18 protein-coding genes are annotated in these 22550 nt (G+C 71.2%); 9 read left to right on the top strand and 9 right to left on the bottom strand.

All coding sequences use genetic code 11. The annotated features are described in order from the left end of the window. Positions 1-20 precede the first annotated feature (20 nt). On the top strand, positions 21-470 hold the full coding sequence (locus tag IAG44_RS12020) for a PPOX class F420-dependent oxidoreductase (RefSeq protein WP_187747123.1): 450 nt from the start codon (positions 21-23) through the stop codon (positions 468-470). Here the strand turns inward: IAG44_RS12020 and IAG44_RS12015 are convergent. Then, positions 467-1282: a 5'-methylthioadenosine/S-adenosylhomocysteine nucleosidase gene (locus IAG44_RS12015; protein ID WP_187747122.1), complete on the bottom strand. Its 816-nt coding sequence runs from the start codon at positions 1280-1282 to the stop codon at positions 467-469. The genes IAG44_RS12020 and IAG44_RS12015 overlap by 4 nt on opposite strands. Before the next feature lie 47 nt (positions 1283-1329). Between IAG44_RS12015 and IAG44_RS12010 the strand changes: the two genes are divergently transcribed. Further along, positions 1330-1863: a hypothetical protein gene (locus IAG44_RS12010; protein ID WP_187747121.1), complete on the top strand. Its 534-nt coding sequence runs from the start codon at positions 1330-1332 to the stop codon at positions 1861-1863. 54 nt (positions 1864-1917) lie between these two features. Here IAG44_RS12010 and IAG44_RS12005 read toward each other — a convergent pair whose 3' ends face one another. Both IAG44_RS12005 and IAG44_RS12000 read right to left on the bottom strand, forming a co-directional pair. Then, entirely contained in the window at positions 1918-2706 is a 789-nt protein-coding gene (locus IAG44_RS12005; protein WP_246561660.1) for a response regulator, read from the bottom strand. A gap of 890 nt (positions 2707-3596) precedes the next feature. After that, positions 3597-5246, bottom strand: coding sequence for a sensor histidine kinase (locus tag IAG44_RS12000; RefSeq protein WP_187747120.1), 1650 nt, complete (start codon positions 5244-5246; stop codon positions 3597-3599). Positions 5247-5369: 123 nt separating this feature from the next. On the opposite strand from IAG44_RS12000, the gene IAG44_RS11995 reads away from it, so the two are divergent. After that, entirely contained in the window at positions 5370-6800 is a 1431-nt protein-coding gene (locus IAG44_RS11995) for a cation:dicarboxylate symporter family transporter (protein ID WP_187747119.1), read from the top strand. 137 nt (positions 6801-6937) lie between these two features. Here the strand turns inward: IAG44_RS11995 and IAG44_RS11990 are convergent, their stop codons facing one another. Beyond that, the gene (locus IAG44_RS11990) at positions 6938-7609 is read right to left on the bottom strand and encodes a hypothetical protein (protein WP_187747118.1); all 672 of its coding nucleotides are present in this window, start codon (positions 7607-7609) and stop codon (positions 6938-6940) included. 368 nt (positions 7610-7977) lie between these two features. Here IAG44_RS11990 and IAG44_RS11985 point away from each other — a divergent pair, with 368 nt between their 5' ends. After that, positions 7978-8742 (top strand): DUF2127 domain-containing protein, encoded by a 765-nt coding sequence (locus IAG44_RS11985; protein ID WP_187747117.1) that lies wholly within the window; start codon positions 7978-7980, stop codon positions 8740-8742. Between the two features lie 11 nt (positions 8743-8753). On the opposite strand, the gene IAG44_RS11980 is transcribed toward IAG44_RS11985, so the two are convergent. After that, complete coding sequence (locus IAG44_RS11980) at positions 8754-9485, bottom strand: VOC family protein (RefSeq protein WP_187752633.1); 732 nt, start codon at positions 9483-9485, stop codon at positions 8754-8756. 70 nt (positions 9486-9555) lie between these two features. Between IAG44_RS11980 and IAG44_RS11975 the strand changes: the two genes are divergently transcribed. The 5 genes from IAG44_RS11975 (at position 9556) to IAG44_RS11955 (ending at position 14495) form a co-directional block, all read left to right on the top strand. Then, entirely contained in the window at positions 9556-9969 is a 414-nt protein-coding gene (locus IAG44_RS11975) for a MerR family transcriptional regulator (protein ID WP_187747116.1), read from the top strand. Further along, on the top strand, positions 9963-10310 hold the full coding sequence (locus IAG44_RS11970) for a thioredoxin family protein (protein ID WP_187747115.1): 348 nt from the start codon (positions 9963-9965) through the stop codon (positions 10308-10310). The genes IAG44_RS11975 and IAG44_RS11970 overlap by 7 nt, the downstream gene beginning before the upstream one ends. A gap of 109 nt (positions 10311-10419) precedes the next feature. After that, positions 10420-10626, top strand: coding sequence for a hypothetical protein (locus IAG44_RS11965; RefSeq protein WP_187747114.1), 207 nt, complete (start codon positions 10420-10422; stop codon positions 10624-10626). Positions 10627-10811: 185 nt separating this feature from the next. Continuing rightward, positions 10812-13055 carry a HelD family protein gene (locus tag IAG44_RS11960; protein ID WP_187747113.1) on the top strand — a complete coding sequence of 748 codons (2244 nt, stop codon included), beginning with the start codon at positions 10812-10814 and terminating at the stop codon, positions 13053-13055. Positions 13056-13277: 222 nt separating this feature from the next. Beyond that, positions 13278-14495, top strand: coding sequence for a cytochrome P450 (locus tag IAG44_RS11955; RefSeq protein WP_246561658.1), 1218 nt, complete (start codon positions 13278-13280; stop codon positions 14493-14495). A 42-nt stretch (positions 14496-14537) separates the two neighbouring features. Here the strand turns inward: IAG44_RS11955 and glgB are convergent, their stop codons facing one another. From glgB to IAG44_RS11935, 4 genes are all read right to left on the bottom strand, one after another. After that, the gene (gene glgB / locus IAG44_RS11950; protein WP_187747112.1) at positions 14538-16943 is read right to left on the bottom strand and encodes a 1,4-alpha-glucan branching enzyme; all 2406 of its coding nucleotides are present in this window, start codon (positions 16941-16943) and stop codon (positions 14538-14540) included. After that, positions 16940-18496 (bottom strand): maltokinase N-terminal cap-like domain-containing protein, encoded by a 1557-nt coding sequence (locus tag IAG44_RS11945; RefSeq protein WP_187747111.1) that lies wholly within the window; start codon positions 18494-18496, stop codon positions 16940-16942. Before IAG44_RS11945 ends, glgB begins: the two co-directional genes overlap by 4 nt. A gap of 135 nt (positions 18497-18631) precedes the next feature. Continuing rightward, positions 18632-20332, bottom strand: a complete 1701-nt coding sequence (treS, locus tag IAG44_RS11940) for a maltose alpha-D-glucosyltransferase (RefSeq protein WP_187747110.1) — start codon at positions 20330-20332, stop codon at positions 18632-18634. Next, complete coding sequence (locus tag IAG44_RS11935; protein WP_281404285.1) at positions 20329-22383, bottom strand: alpha-1,4-glucan--maltose-1-phosphate maltosyltransferase; 2055 nt, start codon at positions 22381-22383, stop codon at positions 20329-20331. The genes treS and IAG44_RS11935 overlap by 4 nt, the downstream gene beginning before the upstream one ends. Between the last annotated feature and the right edge of the window lie 167 nt (positions 22384-22550).

The following is a 22550-nucleotide window of genomic DNA, read 5'->3' as shown; positions in this document are numbered from 1 at the left end:
TTTCCGGGCAGACTCCGTCCATGGACGCTCTGTACGAAACCGGCGCCACCCTCGATGCCCACGCCCGCGCGCGCCTTCTGGCCCCCAACTTCTGGCACCTCGCCACGGTCGGGCCGGAGGGCGCGCCTCAAGTCTCGCCGATGTGGGCGGACTTGGAGGGGGACCAGGTGGTCGTCAACACGTCCGTCGGACGGGTGAAGGAACGCAACCTCCGCCGCAATCCCTGGGTTTCGCTCTCCCACCACGACCCCCAGAACCCCTACGACCGGGTCGAGATCCGGGGGCGGGTGGTGCGGTTCGTGGAGGGGGAGGAGGCGGAGCGGGGGATGGACCGGCTGACCCAGAAGTATCTGGGGGTGGAGCGGTATCCGTGGCTGATGGAGGGGGAGCGGCGGGTGATGCTGTTCATCGAGCCCGTGCGGGTGCGGCGGGTCGTGGGGGTGGAGCCGTTTCCGGGGGCGGGAGGCTAGGGCCTGCTCTGTTTGCCGATGACCGGGCCGTGGAAGGTGCCGCCGCTGAAGTCGATGTGGTCGCCGGTGTAGATGGGGCCGGGGGTTTCCTCAGGGGCGGGCTGGTGTTTGCGTAGGACGGCGATGGCGACCTTCGCCGCCTGGCCGGCCGCGAGTTCCTGGGAGCCGGAGGAGTCGGCGGCGGACTTGCCGGGGTCGGCGAAGTCGCTGATGCCGCGGATGACCAGGGCGTCCAACTGCCTGCTGAGGTGGGCCGCGTGGGCGACGCCGGAGCCTTCCATCTCGATGGCGTGGGCGTCGTTGTAGGAGCGCTTCAGGCGGGCGGCGAAGTCGGAGTCCGGGTCGGTGAGGACGACGTCGCCGCAGGCGATGGGCTTGCGGTGGCCGCGTACGTCGGGGCGCAGCTCGCGCAGGGCGGAGCGGGCCGCCTGGACGAGGCGGTGGGAACCGTGCCAGGACTCCGGGCGTTCCTGGTGGCCCTCGGGGGTGAGCTTGCCGCCCTGGACGGCGTACACCTTGGTGGCGACGACGACGTCCCCGAGCTGGAGGTCGTCCTTGAGGCCGCCCGCGACGCCCACGAACAGCAGGGCCTCGGGGGCGAGTTCGTTGATGATCTGCTTCGCCAGGATCGCCGTCGTCAGCGCGCCCTCGCCGAGTTCCGCGAGGGCGACCGTCCAGGGCGTGCCCTCAAGTGGCCCCCGTTCCAGGCGTGTTCCGTCGGAGAGGGTGATCTCCTCGGGGGCGGTGAGGTACGGCCGCACGGCGTCGTACTCGACGGGCAGGGCGGTGAGGATCACGGCGACGGGCGACACCCCCTTAAGGTACTGCCAAGTCGCCGGGGGGAGAGGGCAGGACGGGAATGCCGGAACAAGACGTCACCGTGGGGCAGTTGCTGCTCGCGGAGTACGAGAGCGTCAAGGACGAGCAGAAGGCGCGGATCGGGTTCCGGGACAACCTGCTGTACGTCACGCTCACCGTCGTCGCCGCCGTCATCGCCGCGGCGGCGCAGGCCAAGCGTGCGGAGATGCTGCTCGCGCTGCCGCCGGTGTGCGTGGTGCTGGGGTGGACCTATCTCGTCAACGACGAGAAGATCTCCGCGATCGGACGGTACGTCCGCGAGGAGTTGGGACCCCGCCTCGCCGAACTCGCTTCACCCGGGGGCGGGTTGACCGCGTTCGGCTGGGAGACGGCCCATCGCGGCGACGCCCGCCGCACCTCCCGCAAACGCCTCCAACTCGCCGTCGACCTCCTCGCGTTCTGCGTCGTCCCCCTCGCCGCCCTCGCCGTCTTCTGGGCGGACCCGGGCGGCCAGGTGGCCCTCGTGGTGCTCTCGGGGGTGGAGGCGTTGACGGTCGTGGGGCTGGGGGCGCAGATCGTGGCGTACGCGCGGTGAGGGGTGCGGAACTCCCTTACGTTCAGGGTGACTTCGTCCGCGTCGACGCCCGGCTCACCTGCCTCCCCGCACCCACCGGTACACCAACTCCGGCCGCCCCACCTGCCCGTACAGCGGTTGACGTTCCGCCCGCCCCGCCTCCACCAGGTGCTCCAGGTACCGCCGGGCGGTGATGCGCGAGATGCCCACCGCCTCGGCGAGCCCGGCGGCGGTCAGCCCCTCCGCGGCGTCGCGCAGGGCGCCCGTCACCCGTTCCAGCGTCGGACCGCTCAGCCCCTTGGGCAGCGCGGCCGGGCTCGGCGCGCGCAGGGCCGCGAGCGCGCGGTCCACCTCGTCCTGCCCGCTCGCCTCCCCGGCGGCCCCCCGGAACTCGGCGTACCGCACCAGCCGGTCCCGCAGGGTCGCGAACGTGAACGGCTTCAGCACGTACTGGACGACCCCCAGCGACACCCCTTCGCGGACGACCGTGAGGTCCCGCGCGGAGGTCACCGCGATGACGTCGGCGTGGTACCCGGCGGCGCGCAGGGAACGGGCGAGCTGCAACCCGTGCCCGTCGGGCAGATGCAGGTCGAGCAGCAGCAGGTCCACCGGCGTACGGTCCAACTGCCGCCGCGCCTCCGCACCGGTGTGCGCCTTGCCGACGGCGACGAACCCCGGCACCCGCCCGACGTACAGGACATGCGCGTCCGCCGCGACGGGGTCGTCCTCGACGACGAGAACCCGGATCGGCGCAGCACCCGCACCCGCACCCGCACCCGCGCCCACCCCCGGACCGGCACCGGAGCCAGTACCTGTGCCAGCACCCGCGCCCGCGCCAGAGCTGGTGCCCGCGCCGGTACGCATGCCTGTTCCCCCGCCTGACCCGGTTCCTGTACCGGGGCCCGTGCCTGTCCCCGGGCCGGCGCTGGAGCCAGTACCCGCGCCGGTGCCAGGGCTGGTGCCCGCGCTGGTACGCATGCCTGTTCCCCCGCCTGACCCGGTTCCCGCACCGGGGCCCGTGCCTGTCCCCGGGCCGGCACCGGAGCCAGTACCCGCGCCGGTGCCAGGGCTGGTGCCCGCGCCGGTACGCATGCCTGTTCCCCCGCCTGACCCGGATCCCGCACCCGCACCCAGTCCGGCACCGGAGCCAGTACCCGCGCCGGTGCCAGGGCTGGTGCCCGCGCCGGTACGCATGCCTGTTCCCCCGCCTGACCCGGATCCCGCACCCGCACCCAGTCCGGCACCGGAGCCAGTACCTGTGCCCGTACCGGCGACCGTGCCCGCGCCGGTGCCTGTGTTGACGCGCACGCCTGACCCCCCGCCCGATCCGCCCGCCGCACTGGAACCCGTGCCCGCACCCAGCCCGGACCCCCCGCCCGCGCCGACCCTCGTCCCCGGCCCTCCGCCTGCACGCGGACCGGCCTCCGGCCCCGAACCGACTCCCGGCCCTCCGCCCGTACCCAGACCGACCCCCGACCCCGAGCCCGCGCCGACCCTCGTCCCCGGCCCTCCGCCCGCACGCGAACCAGCCTCCGGCCCCGAACCGACTCCCGGCCCTCCGCCCGTACCCAGACCGACCCCCGACCCCGAGCCCGCGCCGACCCTCGTCCCCGGCCCTCCGCCCGCACGCGAACCAGCCTCCGGCCCCGAACCGGCCCCCGGCCCTTCGCCCGCGCCCGCCCTCGGGCCCACACCCGAGCCGGACTCCGATCCGGACCCCGGCCCCCCGCCCGTGCCGGCTCCCGTGCCCGTGTTCATGCTCCGCCTCCAGAAACCGGCGCGCTCGTCCGCAAGGGCAGGCGTGCCACGAACTCCGCGCCGCCCCCCTCGGCGGCGGACACCGACAGGGTCCCGTCGTGTCGGTGTACGGCTTGTCGTACCAGAGCGAGGCCGAGTCCGCGCCCCCCGGGACCGGCGGGCTTGGTGGTGAAGCCGCGTTCGAAGACGCGTTCCGTGTCGGAGGGGGCGACGCCGGTGCCGGTGTCGGAGACGGAGAGGGTCAGCTCGGCGTCCGTGGTGTACGCCGTCACCGAGACGCGCGCGCCGACGCTGCCCTGCGCCGCGTCGACCGCGTTGTCGATGAGGTTGCCGAGGATCGTGACGAGGTCGCGCGCGGGGAGGGAGTCGGGCAGGACGCCGTCGTCGAGGCGGCTCGCGGCGGAGACCTCCAGTTCGACGCCCCGCTCGTTCGCCTGGGCCGTCTTGCCCAACAGCAGGGCGGCGAGGACGGGTTCGCTGACGGCGGCCACCACCTGGTCGGTCAGCGCCTGGGCCAACTCCAGTTCGGCGGTGGCGAATTCGACGGCCTCCTCGGCGCGGCCCAGCTCGATCAGGGAAACGACCGTGTGGAGCCGGTTCGCCGCTTCGTGGGCCTGCGAGCGCAGCGCCTGCGTGAAGCCGCGCTCGGAGTTCAACTCGCCCATGAGGGACTGGAGTTCGGTGACGTCCCGGAGCGTGACGACCGTCCCCCGGCGCTCGCCCCCGGAGACGGGGGAGGTGTTGACGACGAGGACCCGGTCCGCCGTCAGATGCACCTCGTCGACGCGCGGCTCGGAGGCGAGGAGCGCGCCGGTCAGCGGGGCGGGCAGACCGAGGCCGGCCACCGAGTCGCCGACGATCCCGGACGGCCCGACGCCCAGCAGTTCCCGCGCCCCGTCGTTGATCAGCGCCACCCTGTACTGCCCGTCGAGCATGAGCAGCCCCTCGCGCACGGCGTGCAGGGCGGCCTGGTGGTAGTCGTGCATCCGGCTCAGCTCGCCGGCGTTCATGCCGTGGGTGTGGCGGCGCAGCCGGGCGTTGATGACGTACGTGCCGATGCCGCCGAGCGCGAGGGCGCCGCCGGCGACGCCGAGGAGGGCGGTGACCTGCTCCTGCACGCGCCGGCTGATCACCTCGATCTTGATGCCGGCACTCACCAGTCCGATGATCTGATCGTCGGACCGGGAAGCCTCCGCCGCGTCGCTCGCCCAGATCGGTGTCACCGCCCGCACCGACTCCCCGAGCGTCCCCGTGTACTTCTCCGTGAACGACTCCCCCCGCAGCGCCCGCTCGATGTGCCCGAGGAACCGCTGCCCGATCTGCGTCCGGTCCGGGTGCGTCCACCGGATCCCCCGGGGATTCATGATCGTGACGAAGTCGACCTCGGTGTCCCGCATGACCTTGACCGCGTACGGCTGGAGCGTGGCCGTCGGATCGCTCGTCCCGATCGCCTCCCGCACCGACGGTGAATCGGCCACCGAACGGGCGACGGCCATGGCCTGGCGGCGTGCCGCGTCCTCGGCCTGGCGCTCGTCGCTGATGTAGCTGAACAGCGCGTACCCCGCCACGACCACCGCTATCAGCACCGCCTGCATGCCGAAGAGCTGGCCGGCGAGGCTGCGGGGACGGGGGACACGGAGGTGCATATGGCCAGTCTGCCTTCCGTCCATGGCGTGAACTAAATGAACGGAAGGGTGACCGCCCTCACAGGGCGGGAGATAGTCACCGCATTCCCCTTATCCCCCGGACGTGAGCCGCACGCCGGTGAGATGCCGACGAAGACGTCAAGGAGGGCAGCCGTGGCCGCCAGCACCCCCGATACGGCACCTGCCGCTCCCGCTGTGAAGCGGGACCGCACCCACTATCTCTACATCGCCGTGATCGCCGCGGTCGCCCTCGGTATCACGGTCGGCCTGGTCGCCCCCGACTTCGCCGTCGAGCTCAAGCCCATCGGCACCGGCTTCGTCAACCTGATCAAGATGATGATCTCGCCGATCATCTTCTGCACGATCGTGCTCGGCATCGGCTCCGTCAGGAAGGCCGCGAAGGTCGGCGCCGTCGGCGGTATCGCGCTCGGCTACTTCGTCGTCATGTCGTTCGTCGCGCTGGCCATCGGTCTGGTCGTCGGCAACATCCTGGAGCCCGGCAGCGGCCTGCACATCACCGAGGCGGTCAAGGAGTCCGGTCAGGCGCAGGTCTCGGCCGAGGCCAAGGACACCACGGAGTTCCTGCTCGGGATCATCCCGCACACGATCGTCTCGGCGTTCACCGAGGGTGAGGTCCTGCAGACCCTGTTCGTCGCCCTGCTGTGCGGCTTCGCGCTCCAGGCCATGGGCAAGGCCGGACGGCCGGTGCTGCGCGGTATCGAGCACATCCAGCGGCTCGTGTTCCGCGTCCTCGCGATGATCATGTGGGCGGCTCCGGTCGGCGCGTTCGGCGCGATGGCCGCCGTCACCGGTTCGGCCGGTGTCGACGCGCTGAAGAGCCTCGCCGTCCTGATGATCGGCTTCTACATCACCTGCTTCCTCTTCGTCTTCATCGTCCTCGGCGCGATGCTGAAGATCGTCACCGGGCTCAACATCTTCACCTTCTTCAAGTACCTGGGCCGTGAGTTCCTGCTGATCCTGTCGACCTCCTCCTCCGAGTCCGCGCTGCCGCGGCTCATCGCGAAGATGGAGCACCTGGGTGTCAGCAAGCCTGTCGTCGGCATCACCGTCCCGACCGGTTACTCCTTCAACCTCGACGGCACCATGATCTACATGACCATGGCGTCCCTGTTCATCGCCGACGCCATGGGCACGCCGATGGCCGTCAGCGAGCAGATCCCGTTGCTGCTCTTCCTGCTGGTCGCCTCCAAGGGCGCCGCGGGCGTCACCGGCGCCGGTCTCGCCACCCTCGCGGGCGGCCTCCAGTCCCACAAGCCGGCGCTGGTCGACGGCATGGGCCTGATCGTCGGCATCGACCGATTCATGAGCGAGGCCCGCGCCCTCACCAACTTCGCGGGCAACGCCGTCGCCACCCTCCTCATCGGCACCTGGACCAAGGAGGTCGACAAGGAGCGCGTCCAGCGAGTCCTCGCGGGCGAGTTCCCGTTCGACGAGAAGACGCTGGTGGACGACCACGGCGCGGTCTATGAGGACGACGACGATGAGGCGGCCGAGCGGCGCGCGGACGGCGAGAAGGAGCTGGCGAAGGCGTGAGCGCCGCCCACTGAGCCCGTCCCCACGGACTCCGGATGTCCGGCCCCGCCTGAACCGGGGCCGGACATCCGGCAGAGAGAAGACGGAAACCCCGGACCACCTGTGGTCCGGGGTTTCCGCATGCGCGTGGCGTCGCGCTATGCCCCGGCCCGCCGGCGGACGCATGCCTCGTCCCGTCCGAAGTCCGGGGACGCCCGATCGCACAGCCTCCACGGGGCGACGATGAAGACCCAGTCCTGGGCGGTGTCCCGAGGCGGGGACTCGGTGTGGAGGCGCAGGGGTTCGCCCTCGGCGTTCTTCAGCTGGACCCACCCCTCCTTCTGGTAGGCGTCGGTGTACCTGACCTTGACACCCCACGTGCAGGACATCCCCGGCCGCCCGATCGCCTGCACCCGGAAGCCGGCCGAGGGCTGACCGCCGCCTATCTCGACGTAGCGGGTGTCGAAGTACGGCTCGCCCTGTCCCTCGGTGTCGTCGGCCAGCACGGGCTCGCCGGCGAGCGGCGGGATGTGGAGCTGGAGACCTTCGTAGGCGGCGCCACCCTGCGGGGGGATCGAGACCGTGGCCCGCACGGTGCTCTTCCGGCACGTGATGTCGGTGACCTGCCACTCGTGGAGGACGACCGAGGCCGAGCGGGTGCTCATGATGTTCATCTGGAACACACCGGCGAGGTCCCCGCCGCCGCTCGACCGCATCTGTTCCCTGTACCGCTCGGGGGCGTACTCCATCGTGGCCGTGGGCACGAGTGGGCGGGCGCCCAGTTCCTTGAGGTAGGCGAACGCCCCCGAGCGGTCGTTCTCGCGGGCCACCAGCTTCCGCGTCGGAGTCGTTCTCCTCGGCCACGCTGGTACTGATCATGAGGTAGTCGACCAGCGTGTCCCGGAAGACGGCCGTGAACGCGATCACCACTGCCCCCAGCAAGGTCACCGCTCTTCGCCGCCGGGACGAGCCGGGCGCAAGACCCAGTGCCTCGGCGGCGACCGACCCGAAACCCTCACGAGGCACGCCGCCGGACTCCCTGCCCGGCCCCGGCTGTGCATTGGCAGTTCGGCTCGGTCGCGCCATGCGTCGAATCCCGCCATACATGGCGGCCGGCATTCATGTCTTCTTCTCACCTGACCCCGTTAGCGTCCGCAACCGGAAGTTCCTGAAGCGGACGAAGGCACGGGGGACGGGTATGAAGATCGACTGGGATCGGCGGACGTGTGCGCGGAAGGGGCATGTGACCTACGCGCCCGACGAGACGCGGTTCGCGGAGCGGCTGCGTGCGGTGACCGCGTTGGGGGACGCCTGGCGGTGTCTGCGGTGCGGGGACTTCGCGTTGGGGGAGCCGCATGGGGCGGGGCCGGCGGCGGGGGCGCCGCTCGTGGCGCGGGGGAAGGTGCTGCGGGACCTGTTCGTCCTGCGGTTCCTGGCGGTGGAACGGGCTGTGCGGGGCGTGTTCATCGTCCTCGTAGCCGTCGCCGTGTGGAAGTTCAGCAACAGCCAGGACTCGGTGCGCAGGCTCTTCGACGAGTATCTGGACGTCTTCCGGCCCGTGTTCCGGCACTTCCACTACGACCTGGACCACTCACCGGTCGTCGGCTCGGTGCAGAAGGTCTTCGGGTACCAGCACAGCACGCTCGTCCTCGTCGCCGCCCTCCTCCTCGCCTACGCGCTGATCGAACTCGTCGAGGCGGCCGGCCTCTGGTACGCCAAACGCTGGGCCGAGTACCTGACGGTCGTCGCCACCGCCGCGTTCCTCCCACTGGAGATCTACGAACTCACCGAGCGAGTCAGCTGGTTGAAGATCGCCACCCTCGTCCTCAACCTCCTCGCCGTGCTCTACATCGCCGTCACCAAGCGGCTGTTCGGGCTGCGCGGCGGGCGCCCGGCGTTTGAGGAGGAGCGGCGCAGCGCGTCGCTGATGGAGGTGGGGGAGTCGGCGGGGGTGGCCGTCTAGGGCTGGGGGCTTCAGGGGGCGAGGACGCAGAACGCGTGGCCCTCCGGGTCCGTCAGGCAGGTCCAGGGGGCGTCGCCCTGGCCGGTGTCGAGGGGGACGGCGCCCAGGGCGAGCACGCGGGCGACCTCCGCCTGCTGGTCGTCGGGGAGCAGGTCGAGGTGGACGCGGTCCGGGGTGGGCCGCGTGCCGGGGACGCGCAGGAACTCCAGGAAGGGGCCCGTGCCCTCCGGGGAGCGCAACGTCGCCTGGGCGTCGGTGAGTTCGAGGAGGGTCCAGTCCAGGGCCCCGCCCCAGAAGCGGGCCATGGCGCGCGGATCGGCGCAGTCGACGACGACCGCGGCGACCGGCCCGGCGTCCCGGTACACCTCCCGGGGCTCCAGCACGCACAGTTCGTTGTCCTCGGGGTCGGCGAGGACGGTCCACGGGACGTCGTCCCCCTGCCCGACGTCGACGGGCGTCGCGCCGAGTCGACGGAGGCGGTCGGTCAACTCCCGTTGGTGCGCGGGGGAGTTGGTGGCGAGGTCGAGGTGGACCCGGTTCTTCGCCGTCCCCTTGCGGTCCGGTACGGGGACGACGTCGATGCCGAGGAGGACGGGGTCCGGCCACACGAGCCCTCCGGCGGGGCCGACGTACACGCTTTCGCCGGCGCGGTACGCCTCCCACCCCAGGGCCTCCGCCCAGAACCGGCCCACCGCCGGTGCGTCGAGGGCCTTGATGTTCACGTGTGCGGGGCGCAGGGACATGCCGGTGATCCTATGAGCCTCCATCGCCGCTCTTGCCTTGACGCCCGCGTCAACCCCTACGTTCGTGGACATGCGCATCGGTGAGCTGGCCGCCCGCACGGGCACCACGACACGGACACTCCGGTACTACGAGGCGCGCGGTCTGCTCTCCGCGCGCCGGGACCCGCACGGTCACCGCGCCTACGACGAGGACGACGTCCGCCTGCTCGAACAGATCCGCACGCTGCGGGACTTCGGGTTCGGGCTGGAGGAGACGCGGCCGTTCGTGGAGTGCCTGCGGGCGGGCCACCCCGAAGGGGACTCGTGTCCGGCCTCGCTCGCGGTGTACCGGCGCAAGCTCGCCGAACTCGACGCGCTGATCGAGGAATTGGGGGCGGTCCGGCAGAAGGTCGCCGGACAGCTCGACCGCGCCGAGCGGGCCAGGGACGCCCTCGCCGTGGAGACGGCACCACCGGAATGCGAACTGGGAGGAAAGCAATGGTGACGGACGTAGCCGATGTGACGGACGTGAATTTCGCGGAACAGGTGATCGGGGCCGACGTGCCGGTGCTGGTGGAGTTCACGGCCGACTGGTGTCCGCCGTGCCGCCAGATGAAGCCGGTGCTGAAGGCGCTGGCGGCGGAGGCGGGCGACCGGCTGAAGGTCGTCCGACTGGACGTGGACAGCAACCCGTTGACGACGAACGCGTACCAGGTCCGCTCGATGCCGACGTTCCTCGTGTTCCGGGGCGGCGAGCCGGTGAAGGCGATGGTGGGGGCGCGCCCGAAGAGGCGCCTTGTTGCAGAACTGGAAGAGGTGGCCGGGGAATTTTCCTCCCTCCACTGAAATGCTACTGAAAAGTAGCCGCTCCATTACGCGGCGCCGGAATCGAATGCCGTCTGATTTCGGGTTTTCCTTTACCCCTTTTTACCCCCCACTCGGTTAAGGTCATAAAGTGAAGCTGACCGGCGTGCAGAGCGCGAGCGCGGAACCGGATCAGACGGAGTACTCGACCGTCACCATCCACACCCGCCCGGTGTCCCGCTCCGAGCGGGCCTCGTTCTGCCCGAACGGCCCGGCGGACGACATCGAGCCGGCTCCGGCGGAGGCCACCACGCAGGGCGCAGACCTGACCGCCACCCCGAAGCACGCCGACGACTGATCCGACCCGGATCGCCGGGTGTCACCGGTAACGAGAAAAGCCCCCGAGCGTTTGTGCTCGGGGGCTTTTCTCGCGTATATTCATTGATTCGCGACTTCCTCAGAGGGGTCGCATGAGAAGTTCGATGAGCACAGTATATCCGGCCGGGAGTGGAATTGTCAAACACCGACTTTCAAGACGGTGAAATGCGCACGGAGCAGGAATTCATCGACGACCTGTACGCACGCGTCGACGCCCTGCGCGGCGACACCGAGACCTCCGTCACCGCCGCCCTCGCCCAGGGCAACACCCCGATGCAGGCACGCCTGGAGCGGGACATCCTGGTCGCCGAGCGCTCGGGCCTGCTGGCCGCGCTGAACGCGGTGGACGGCTCGCTCTGCTTCGGCCGGATCGACCTCGCGAAGGGCGACGTCCACCACATCGGCCGCATCGGGCTGCGCCTGGACGACGCCGAGCGCACCCCCGTCCTCATCGACTGGCGTGCGGACGTCGCCCGCCCCTTCTACCTCGCCACCGGCCACACCCCGATGGGCCTGCGCCGACGGCGGCACATCACGACCGACGGCCGGACCGTCACCGCCCTGCACGACGAGATCCTGGACCTCGGCGACCACGAGCGCACCGGCCACGAGGACCCGACCGGCGACGCCGTCCTCCTCGCCGCCCTCAACTCCGCGCGCACGGGCCGGATGAACGACATCGTGCAGACCATCCAGGCCGAGCAGGACGAGATCATCCGCGCCCCGCACAAGGGGGTCCTGGTCGTCGAGGGCGGTCCCGGTACCGGCAAGACGGCCGTGGCACTGCACCGTGCGGCCTATCTCCTGTACGAGCACCGGGAGTTGCTGGCGAAGCGGGCTGTCCTCATCGTCGGCCCCAACCCCGCCTTCCTCGGCTACATCGGGGAGGTCCTTCCGGCGCTCGGCGAGACCGGCGTGCTCCTCGCGACGGTCGGCGAGCTGTACCCGGGCGTGCGGGCGACGGCCACCGACACCCCCGAGGCGGCGGCCGTGAAGGGGAGCGCCGCCATGGCCGACGTCCTCGCCGCCGTCGTCCGCGACCGCCAGGCGCTGCCCGACCCGGTGCTCACGATCGAGCACGACCGCGAGGTCCTGATGCTGGACGACGGACTGGTGAAGGTCGCGCGCGAGCGCACCCGGGCCGCCCGGCTCCAGCACAACGTGGCCCGCGAGCACTTCGAGGGCCACATCCTCAACACCCTGACCGAGCTGTACGCCGAACGCGTCGGCACCGACCCCTACGACGGCGGCAGCCTCCTCGACGCCAGCGACATCACCCAGATCCGCGACGAACTCGCCGAGAACCCCGAAGTCTGGTCCGCCGTCGACCGGTTGTGGCCGCACCTCACCCCCCGCCGGGTGCTGGCCGACTTCCTCGCCGAGCCCGACGCGTACGTCGGCGACGAGGACGCCGCCGCGATCCGCCGCCCGGTCACCCGCGCCTGGACCGTCGCCGACGTGCCCCTCCTCGACGAACTCGCCGAGATCCTGGGCGTGGACGAACGCCGGGCCAGGGAACGGGCCGAACAGGAACGCGACGAGCAAGTCGCGTACGCACAGGGCGTGTTGGACGTCTCGTACGCCTCGCGTACCTACGAGTTCGACGACAAGGACGACGAGGACTCCGAGGTGCTGTCGGCGCACGACATCATCGACGCCGAGCGGTTCGCCGAGCGGCAGGAGGAGGGGGACGCCCGCAGCGCGGCCGAGCGGGCGGCGGCCGACCGGACCTGGGCGTTCGGACACATCATCGTCGACGAGGCGCAGGAACTCTCGCCGATGGCCTGGCGGTTGCTCATGCGGCGCAGCCCCACCCGGTCGATGACCCTGGTCGGCGACCCCGCGCAGACCGCCGAGGCGGCCGGGGTCGGCTCCTGGCAGGGCATCCTCGGCCCGTACGTCGAGGACCGCTGGGAACACACCCGCCTCGGCGTCAACTACCGCACACCCGCCGAGATCATGGACGTCGCCGCCGCCGTCGTCCGCGCCGAACGGCCCGACTTCGAACCCCCGAAGTCCGTACGGACGACGGGAGTCCGGCCCTGGTCGTGGCTCGCCGACGACCTGACGGCCGTGGTGGAGAAGGCGGTCGCCGAACTCACCCCGGACGAAGGCAGGTTGGCGGTCATCGCGCCGCGCGCCCTGCACCGGGCGGTCGCCGCGCGCCTCGACGGGGTCACGGCCGGTACGGAACCCGACCTCACCCAGCGCGTCGTCCTGCTCGACCCCCGGCAGTCCAAGGGGCTGGAGTTCGACTCCGTCCTCGTCGTCGAACCCGGCGAGTACGGCACGAGCGACCTGTACGTGGCGCTCACGCGGGCCACCCAGCGGCTCGGTGTGGTCCATACCAAGGCGCTGTCGGAAGCGCTCGCGGGGACGCTCGCGCCGCGTGGGATCACACCGGCGTAACAGTTCCCGTGAGCGTCACCGCGCGTGCACGGCCGGTGCGGTAAGCGTGTGCAGTATGGACAACCCCGCACACCCCACCCCACCGGCCGACAATCCCGCCCTCGGCGCCCTGCCCGTGGAGCCGTTGCTCACCCCCGGGTTCGACGCCGACCCGGCCGCCGTCTACACCCGGCTGCGCGCCGCGCACGGCTCCGTCGCGCCCGTCGGGCTCATGGGGGTGCGGTGTGGCTGGTCCTCGACTACCGGGACGTCCTCGAAGTCCTGCGCGACGAGAACCAGTGGCGCCGCGACGTCCGCTACTGGCGTGCCCGCGCGCACGGCGAACTCCCGCACGACTGGCCCCTGCTGGCCGGGTACGAGGTCCGCCAGACGATGTTCATGGACGGCGAGGAGCACCAGCGCGCCCGGACCGTCCTGCACACCGCCCTCGGCCCCTTCCAGAACGCGCGCGGCCCCGAGGGCTGGGAACTGCGCTCGGCCGTCGCCAAGTACGCCGACGAACTGGTGTCGTTGCTCGCCGCCGAGTCCGGCCAGGCCGGACACGCGGACCTCGGCGCCCAGTACACCCGGCCACTGCTGCTCATGGTCACCACCAAGCTCTTCGGCTGCCCGGTCGACCTCGGCGACGAACTCGTCATGGACCTGTGGCGGATGCTCGACGGCGGCCCCGACGCGGGGGTCGCCACCGCGCGGGCCCTCGGCGCCTTCACCCGGCTCGCCGCGCACCGCCGGGCCCGGCCCGGGGACGACCTCACCTCCTATCTCCTGCTCGCCGACCCGGAGTTGAGCGACGAACAGCTCGGACGTGAGCTGTTCATGCACGCCGTCTACCTCAACGACATCACCGGCAACATGGTCCTCAACACGCTCCTCGAAGTGCTCCGGGGCAACGCGACCGTCCGACGCAGCCTGTCCGCCGGGCAGTTGGGCGAGACCGTGAACCGTGCCGCGCTCGCCAACCCGCCGGTCGCCAACATGTGCTTCCGGTTCGCGGCGCGCGACGCACAGCTCGGGAACTACCTGATCCGGGCCGGTGACGTGGTGTGCGCCTCGGCCGCCGCCGCGCACCAGGACCTGCTGGCGCTCAGCGCCTCGCACATGGACGGCTCGACCGTCTCGACCCGGGCGCACCTCGGGTGGGGCGCCGGTCCCCACCAATGCCCCACCGCCGCCCGCGAGTTGGGCATGCTGATCGTCACGACGGCGGTGGGCAAGCTCTTCGACCACTTCTCGCAGGTCGAACTCACCCTCCCGGACGACCGGTTGCCCTGGCGGGCGGGGCCGGTCGTGCGGGGGCTGCGGGTGCTGCCCGTGCGGTACGAGCTGGCGCCCGGGGTGGCAGTGCGGCGGGCGGAGCCGGTGCGGGAGGCGGGGACCGAGGGGAAGGGGCTGCTGGCGGTGTTGCGGAGGGTGATGTTCGGGACGAAGAAGGAGAGTTGACGCTCGCTCAGATGCGCCGGCTTCGGTCACGCCGGCCTTCGGTCACGCCGGGCGCAGCCACACCGTCCCCAGCGGGGGCAGCGTCAGGGTCAGGGACGCCGGGCGGCCGTGCCACGGTGTCGCCTCCGGCTTCACCGCGTCGGCGTGGGTGACGCCGCTGCCGCCGTACCCGGGCGCGTCGGTGTTCAGGACCTCCTGCCAGGCCGGGACCGAGTCGGGGACGCCGAGGCGGTAGTCGTGGCGGACGGCGGGGGAGAGGTGGGTGACCGCGAGGAGCGGGGTGCCGTCGGCGGCCCTGCGCAGGAAGGCGAAGACGTTGTCGTCGGCCGCGTCGCCCACGATCCACTCGAAGCCGTCCGGGGTCGTGTCGCGCTGCCACAGCGCCGGACTCGACCGGTACAGCGCGTTGAGGTCGCGGACCAGGTCCCGCACACCCCGGTGGTCCGACTCCGCGCCGTACGCCGGATCCAGCAGCCACCAGTCCGGGCCGTGCGCCTCCGACCACTCCGCGCCCTGCGCGAACTCCTGCCCCATGAACAGGAGTTGCTTGCCGGGGTGGGCCCACATGAAGGCGAGGTAGGCGCGCAGGTTGGCCCGCTGCTGCCACCAGTCGCCCGGCATCTTCGACACCAACGACCGCTTGCCGTGCACCACTTCGTCGTGCGAGATCGGCAACACGTAGTTCTCGCTGTACGCGTACACCATCGAGAACGTCATCTCGCCGTGGTGGTAGGAGCGGTGGACCGGGTCGTGGGCCATGTAGCCCAGCGAGTCGTGCATCCAGCCCATGTTCCACTTCAGGCCGAAACCCAGGCCCCCGGAGTCCGTCGCCCGCGTCACGCCGTCCCACGCGGTCGACTCCTCGGCGACCGTCACGACCCCCGGACACCGCCGGTACACCGTCGCGTTCATCTCCTGGAGGAACGCCACCGCGTCCAGGTTCTCCCGGCCGCCGTACGCGTTCGGCGACCACTGGCCCGGCTCGCGCGAGTAGTCCAGGTACAGCATCGAGGCGACCGCGTCCACGCGCAGCCCGTCGATGTGGAACTCCTCGCACCAGTAGACGGCGTTCGCCACCAGGAAGTTGCGCACCTCGCGGCGGCCGTAGTCGAACTCCAGCGTCCCCCAGTCGGGATGCGCCGCGCGCTGCGGGTCCTCGTGCTCGTACAGCGGACGCCCGTCAAACTCGGCCAACGCCCAGTCGTCGCGCGGGAAATGGGCCGGGACCCAGTCCATGAGGACGCCGATGCCGGACCGGTGCAGGGCGTCCACCAGGTGCCGGAAGTCGTCCGGGGTGCCCAGGCGGGCCGTGGGCGCGTAGAAGCCGGTGACCTGGTAGCCCCACGAGCCGCCGAACGGGTGCTCGGCGACGGGCAGGAACTCGACGTGCGTGAAGCCCAGGTCCTTCACGTACCCCGGAAGCTGGTCGGCGAGTTGACGGTACGTCAACCCCGGTCGCCAGGACGGGAGATGGACCTCGTACACCGAGAACGGGGCCTCGTGGACGGGGGTGTCCGCGCGGTGCGCCATCCAGTCGTCGTCGCCCCAGGCGTAGGTGGACGCCGTGACGACCGACGCCGTGTCCGGCGGGGTCTGGGTGCGGCGGGCCATCGGGTCGGCGCGCAGCGTCCTCGAACCGTCGGGGCGGGTGATCTCGAACTTGTACAGCTCGCCCTCGCCGATGCCGGGCACGAACAGCTCCCACACGCCGGTCGAGCCCAGTGAGCGCATCGGGAAGCCGGTGCCGTCCCAGAAGTTGAAGGTGCCGGCGACGCGGACGCCCCGCGCGTTCGGGGCCCACACCGCGAAGCGGGTGCCGGTGACGCCGTCCCTGGTCACCGGGTGCGCGCCGAGCGCCGTCCACAACTGCTCGTGCCGGCCCTCGCCGATCAGGTGCAGGTCCAACTCGCCCAGCGTGGGCGGGAAACGGTACGCGTCGTGCGTCTCGTGCGTCGTCCCCTCGTACTCGACCGTCAGGCGGTACGCGGTCGTCGCCGGTGGCGGTGTCGCGCTCGGCAGGAGCACCGAGAAGAAGCCGTCGCCGTCGTCCTTCAGGGGGTGGCGCAGGCCGTCGTCCGTGACGGCCGTGACCGCGCGGGCGAAGGGGCGGAAGGCGCGCAGGGCCGTCTCGCCGGTGGGGGTGGGGTGCGGGCCCAGGACCGAGTGGGGGTCGTGGTGGGTGCCGGTGAGGAGACGATCGCGGTCGGGGGAGGGGGCGGCGGGGTCGAAGGGGGGTTGGGGCGGGGCTGGGGTTGGGGCGGCCGGTGTGGCGGGGGGCTGCTGGGCGGGCTGCTTCCGCGACGGCGTGCTCTTCTCCGCCGTGCTCTTCTTCGCGGCGGTCTTCTTCGCGCGGGGCTGCTCCGTGGCCGCCTTCTTCGCCGTCGCCGTCTTCTTCGCGACCGCCTTCTTCTTCGGGTTCGGTACGGGGTTCGGCGCGCCGGACGTCACGGGCGGGGCCTCCTGGGGGTGAGCGGGGAATCGTGGGCGGCGAGCCTGCGGATCGCCGAGAGGGGGACCGGGAGCCAGTCGGGGCGGTTACGGGCCTCGTACACCACCTCGTAGACGGCCTTGTCGGTCTCGTACGCGCGCAGCAGGACGGGATCGGTGCGCGGGTCGGCGCCGCCCGCCTCCGCGTACCCGGAGCAGTAGGCCGCCCGGCAGGCCGCCGCCCAGTCCGGGGCGGGGGGTTCCGCCGTGTACGCGGCGTAGTCGAACGACCGGAGCATCCCGGCGACGTCCCGGACCGCCGGCTGGGGCATCCGGCGTTCCGCGAGCGGGCGTGCGGGCTCGCCCTCGAAGTCGATCAGCAGCCACTTCCCGGCGGGCGTGCGCAGGCACTGGCCGAGGTGCAGGTCGCCGTGGATGCGCTGGGCGGTCCAGGTGTGGCCCTCGGCGGCGAGTTCCCCGAGCGCCGCGAACGCCGTGCGCAGGCCCTCCTCGTACGGCCGCAGCGACGGCACCGCCTGCACGGCCGCCGCCAGCCGCGCGGTCATCCCCGCGACCAGCGGCTCCAGTTGGACGTGCCCGAGGGTGACGGTCGGGAGGGCACGGGCAAGTGCTCGGTGCACCTCGGCCGTGGCCCGCCCGAGGGCGCGGGCGTCCTCGACGAAGGGGACGGGACGGGGGTGACGGGGGCGGCGGGGGCTGAACTCGTGGCGGTGGGCGGGGTCTTGGCGTCCGCTGAACGCACCGGGTTCGCTGAACGCGCCGGGTTCGCCGAACCCGTCGGCCTCTGGTCCCTCGTCGAACCCCCACTCCTCGGCCGCCCACCCCTCGCTCTCCCACTCCCCGTTCTCCCCCGACTCCTTCCCCACCCCTTGGAGTGCCAGTTCCCACCCGTCCACGGCCCCCGCCACGTACTGCTGGACGACCCCCAGCACCCACCCCTCCCCGGACACCTCGGCGCCGAGCCAGCCGACGGGGCCCGGTACCCGGTCGCAGTTCTCGCGGGCCAGCGCGAGGGGGAGCTCGAGGTCGGGGTTGACGCCGGGGACGACGCGCCGCAGGACCTTGAGGATGAACGTATCTCCGTAGATCACCGAGGAGTTGGACTGCTCGGCGGTGACCACGCGGGGGACGAGCCCCGGGCGGATCTGGGCGCCCGGCACCCGGGAGAACCGCAGCGCGCCCACCCGGGCGTCGGCGCGGACCGCTTCGAGCAGGATCTCGGCGGGCCAGGGGTCGTGGAGGGCGTCGTAGTAGGTGCGGCCGTCGACCTCGCCGATCCGGGCGGGCCCGAGGTGCGGCGGCAGCGTCTCGCGCGCGGCGATGAGGAGTTGGTAGCAGTCGCCGGGCCCGTCGCCCTGCTGCGCGCGGGCGAGGACGTGGTGGAGGGACAACCGGCCGCCCGCGGGCAGGAGTTCGGTCACCGAGACCGGCGTGAAACCGGTCACCGGGAGGCCCTTCCCGGCGAACCACCGCTGCCGGGGCAGCCATTCGCGTAGGAGGGGGCCCAGCGACGTGAGCAGGTCGGGGCCGGGACGCAGAGCCGTGTCCGCCATGACGTCGTCCTTTCCCCGGAGAACCGGACGGGGAACCGAACGGGCCCAGGGGGTAGGGGTGTTACTGATGCGTGCCCCGGGCGGGACGGCGGAAACCGCCCCGCCCGGAGTTCCGGGGCCTCTCGGCCACAGGCTCTAACCGGCGTTCTGGCGCAGCCGGAACCAGTAGAAGCCGTGGCCCGCGAGGGTGAGCAGGTAGGGCAGTTCACCGACCGCGGGGAACCGCACCCCGCCGAACAGCTCCACCGGATGGCGTCCGTTGAAGCGGCTGAGGTCCAACTCGGTGGGCTGCGCGAACCGCGAGAAGTTGTGGACGCACAGCACGAGATCGTCCTCGTACTCGCGTAGGAACGCGAGCACCGCCGCGTTGCTGGACGGGAGTTCCGTGAACGAGCCGAGCCCGAACGCCGGGTTCTGCTTGCGGATCTCGATCATCCGGCGCGTCCAGTGCAGCAGCGACGACGGCGTCGACATGGACGCCTCGACGTTGGTGACCTGGTAGCCGTAGACGGGATCCATGATCGTGGGCAGGTACAGCCGCCCCGGATCGCAGGACGAGAAACCGGCGTTGCGGTCCGGTGTCCACTGCATCGGCGTCCGGACGGCGTCCCGGTCGCCGAGCCAGATGTTGTCGCCCATGCCGATCTCGTCGCCGTAGTAGAGGATCGGCGAGCCCGGCAGGGAGAGCAACAGGGCGGTGAACAGCTCGATCTGGTTGCGGTCGTTGTCGAGGAGGGGCGAAAGCCTGCGCCGGATACCGATGTTGGCGCGCATCCGCGGGTCCTTCGCGTACTCCGCGTACATGTAGTCGCGTTCCTCGTCGGTGACCATCTCCAGCGTCAACTCGTCGTGGTTGCGCAGGAAGATGCCCCACTGGCAGTGCGAGGGGATCGCCGGGGTCTTGGACAGGATCTCCGAGACGGGGTAGCGCGACTCGCGGCGCACGGCCATGAAGATGCGCGGCATGACGGGGAAGTGGAACGCCATGTGGCACTCGTCGCCGCCGGAGGAGTAGTCGCCGAAGTAGTCGACGACGTCCTCGGGCCACTGGTTGGCCTCGGCGAGCAGCACGGTGTCCGGGTACTGCGCGTCGATCTCCTTGCGGACCCGCTTCAGGAACTCGTGGGTCGCAGGAAGGTTTTCGCAGTTCGTTCCCTCGGCCGCGTACAGATACGGCACGGCGTCGAGGCGGAACCCGTCGATGCCGAGGTCGAGCCAGAACTTCAGCGCCGAGATCATCTCGTCCTGCACGGCCGGGTTCTCGTAGTTGAGGTCCGGCTGGTGGGAGAAGAACCGGTGGAAGAAGTACTGCTTGCGGACCGGGTCGAAGGTCCAGTTGGAGACCTCGGTGTCGACGAAGATGATCCGCGCGTCACCGTACTGCTTGTCGTCGTCGGCCCACATGTAGTAGTCGCCGTAGGGGCCTTCGGGGTCCTTGCGGGACTCCTGGAACCACGGGTGCTGGTCGCTCGTGTGGTTCATGACGACGTCGATGATGACGCGCATCCCGCGCTGGTGGGCGGCGTCCACGAACTCCACGAAGTCGGCGAGGTCACCGAACTCCGGGAGCACCGAGGTGTAGTCGGAGACGTCGTAACCGCCGTCCTTCAGCGGCGACTTGAAGAACGGCGGCAGCCACAGGCAGTCCACGCCGAGCCACTGGAGGTAGTCCAGTCTGGAGGTCAGCCCCTTCAGGTCGCCGACGCCGTCGCCGTTGGAGTCCTGGAAGGAGCGGACCAGTACCTCGTAGAACACGGCGCGTTTGAACCACTCGGGGTCGCGGTCCTTCGCGGGGGTGTCCTCGAAGGTGTCCTGTACGGGCTCGTTGACGATCATCGGGTGGCTGACCCTCCGTTCTGCGGGTGGGACGGTCGCAGGACCGTCAGCACATGCGCCGGCCGGGAACCCGGTTCCAGGCGTACGTAGTTGGCCCTGCCCCAGTGATAGGTCTCGCCGGTCAGCTCGTCGCGCACCGGCACCGGCTCGTGCCAGTCCAGGCCGAGGGCCGGCATGTCCAACGAGACCGTGGCCTCCTGGGTGTGGTGGGGGTCGAGGTTGACGACCGTCACCACCGTGTTCGGGCCCGACGTCTTCGAGTAGGCGATCACCGCGTCCTGGTCGGCGTGGTGGAAGCGCAGGTTCCGCAGCTGCCGCAGGGCCGGGCTCGCCCGCCGGATCTCGTTCAGGCGGGTGAGCAGCGGCGCGATGCTCGGCGCCGACTCCCAGTCACGCGGCCTGAGTTGGTACTTCTCCGAGTCCAGGTACTCCTCGCTGCCCGGCCGCACCGGTGTGTTCTCGCACAGTTCGTAGCCGCTGTAGACGCCCCACGACGGCGAGAGCGTCGCCGCCAGCACCGCCCGCGCCTCGAACGCCGGACGCCCGCCGTGCTGGAGGTATTCGTGCAGGATGTCCGGGGTGTTGACGAAGAAGTTCGGCCGCATCGAGGCCGCCGTCTCCCGCGACAACTCGGTGAGATAGTCGGTGAGTTCGGCCTTCGTGTTGCGCCAGGTGAAATAGGTGTACGACTGCTGGAAGCCGATCTCGCCGAGCGTGCGCATCATCGCGGGCCGGGTGAACGCCTCCGCGAGGAAGATCACGTCCGGGTCGGTGCGGGCGATCTCGCCGAGCACCCGCTCCCAGAACACCACCGGTTTCGTGTGGGGGTTGTCGACGCGGAAGATCCGCACGCCGTACCCCATCCAGTGCCGCAGTATCCGCAGGGTCTCCGCGACCAGGCCGTCCATGTCCGCGTCGAACGCGATGGGGTAGATGTCCTGGTACTTCTTCGGCGGGTTCTCGGCGTACGCGATCGTGCCGTCAGGGCGGTGGTGGAACCACTCCGGGTGCTTCTGGACCCACGGATGGTCCGGCGAGCACTGGAGCGCGAAGTCGAGCGCGACCTCAAGGCCCAGCTCACCGGCCCTGTTCACGAACCACGCGAAGTCGTCGAGCGTGCCCAGCGCCGGGTGCACGGCGTCGTGGCCGCCCTCCGGGGAACCGATCGCCCACGGCACGCCGACGTCGTCCGGTGTGGGCGTGAGGGAGTTGTTGCGGCCCTTGCGGAACGTCGTCCCGATGGGGTGGACCGGGGGCAGGTAGACGACGTCGAAGCCCATCGCGGCGATGGCCGGGAGCCTGCGTGCCGCCGTGCGGAACGTGCCGTGCGGTTCCTCGGGCGTGCCCTCCGAGCGCGGGAAGAACTCGTACCAGGAGCCGAACAGGGCCCGCTCCCGCTCCACGAGCAGCGGCAACTCCTCGGAGGAGGTGACCAGTTCGCGCAGGGGATGGGCGGCGAGGACCGCGTCGACCTCGGGGGTGAGGGCGGCGCGCAGTCGTTCGGCGGGGGTGAGGGTGTCGTCCCTGAGAGCCACGACGGCGGCGTCCAGGACGGCCGAGGAGACCGGCGCGCGCTCGTACAGGCGCGCCCCCTCCTCAAGGACCAGGTCGACGTCCATCCCGGCCGGGATCTTGATCCGGGCGTGGTGCCGCCAGGTCGACACCGGGTCGCTCCACGCCTCGACGGCGTAGCTCCACAGGCCGGGCGCGTCCGGGGTGACCTCGGCGCCCCACCGGTCGGTGCCGGGGGCGAGTTCCCGCATCGGGGTGAAGGGACCGGGATTGCCCTCCTGGTCCTTGAGTACGACATTGGCGGCCACGGCGTCGTGGCCCTCGCGGAAGACGGTCGCCGAGACCTCGAAGGTCTCGCCGGCGACCGCCTTGGCGGGCCTGCGGCCCCGCTGGACGACCGGACGGACGTCCAGCACGGGTATCCGGCCGGTCACCGGGGGCGGTGTGCCCGGTGACCGGGGGGCTGTTTCGGAGCCGGAGGATCGCTCCGGCGCGGGACGGGGTGTCGGGGGTGCCGACGGGCGTTGTGTGGCGGGCATGACCGCTCCTGTCCGCGTCAACGAAGGGTGGGCGGAAGTGTGTGGGGAGGTGAGCCTGCGGGGTGATGCGAGTCGGGTACCTGAGGATGACCGGGGTAATACCGAAGGAGCCTTCCCACCCTATTCGGGTGAGCAATCCGGCGCGCAGCTAACTACTCGCGCGTACT

Source organism: Streptomyces roseirectus, from assembly GCF_014489635.1.
GTDB classification, from domain to species: domain Bacteria; phylum Actinomycetota; class Actinomycetes; order Streptomycetales; family Streptomycetaceae; genus Streptomyces; species Streptomyces roseirectus.
This window is presented reverse-complemented; position numbering and strand designations above follow the sequence as displayed.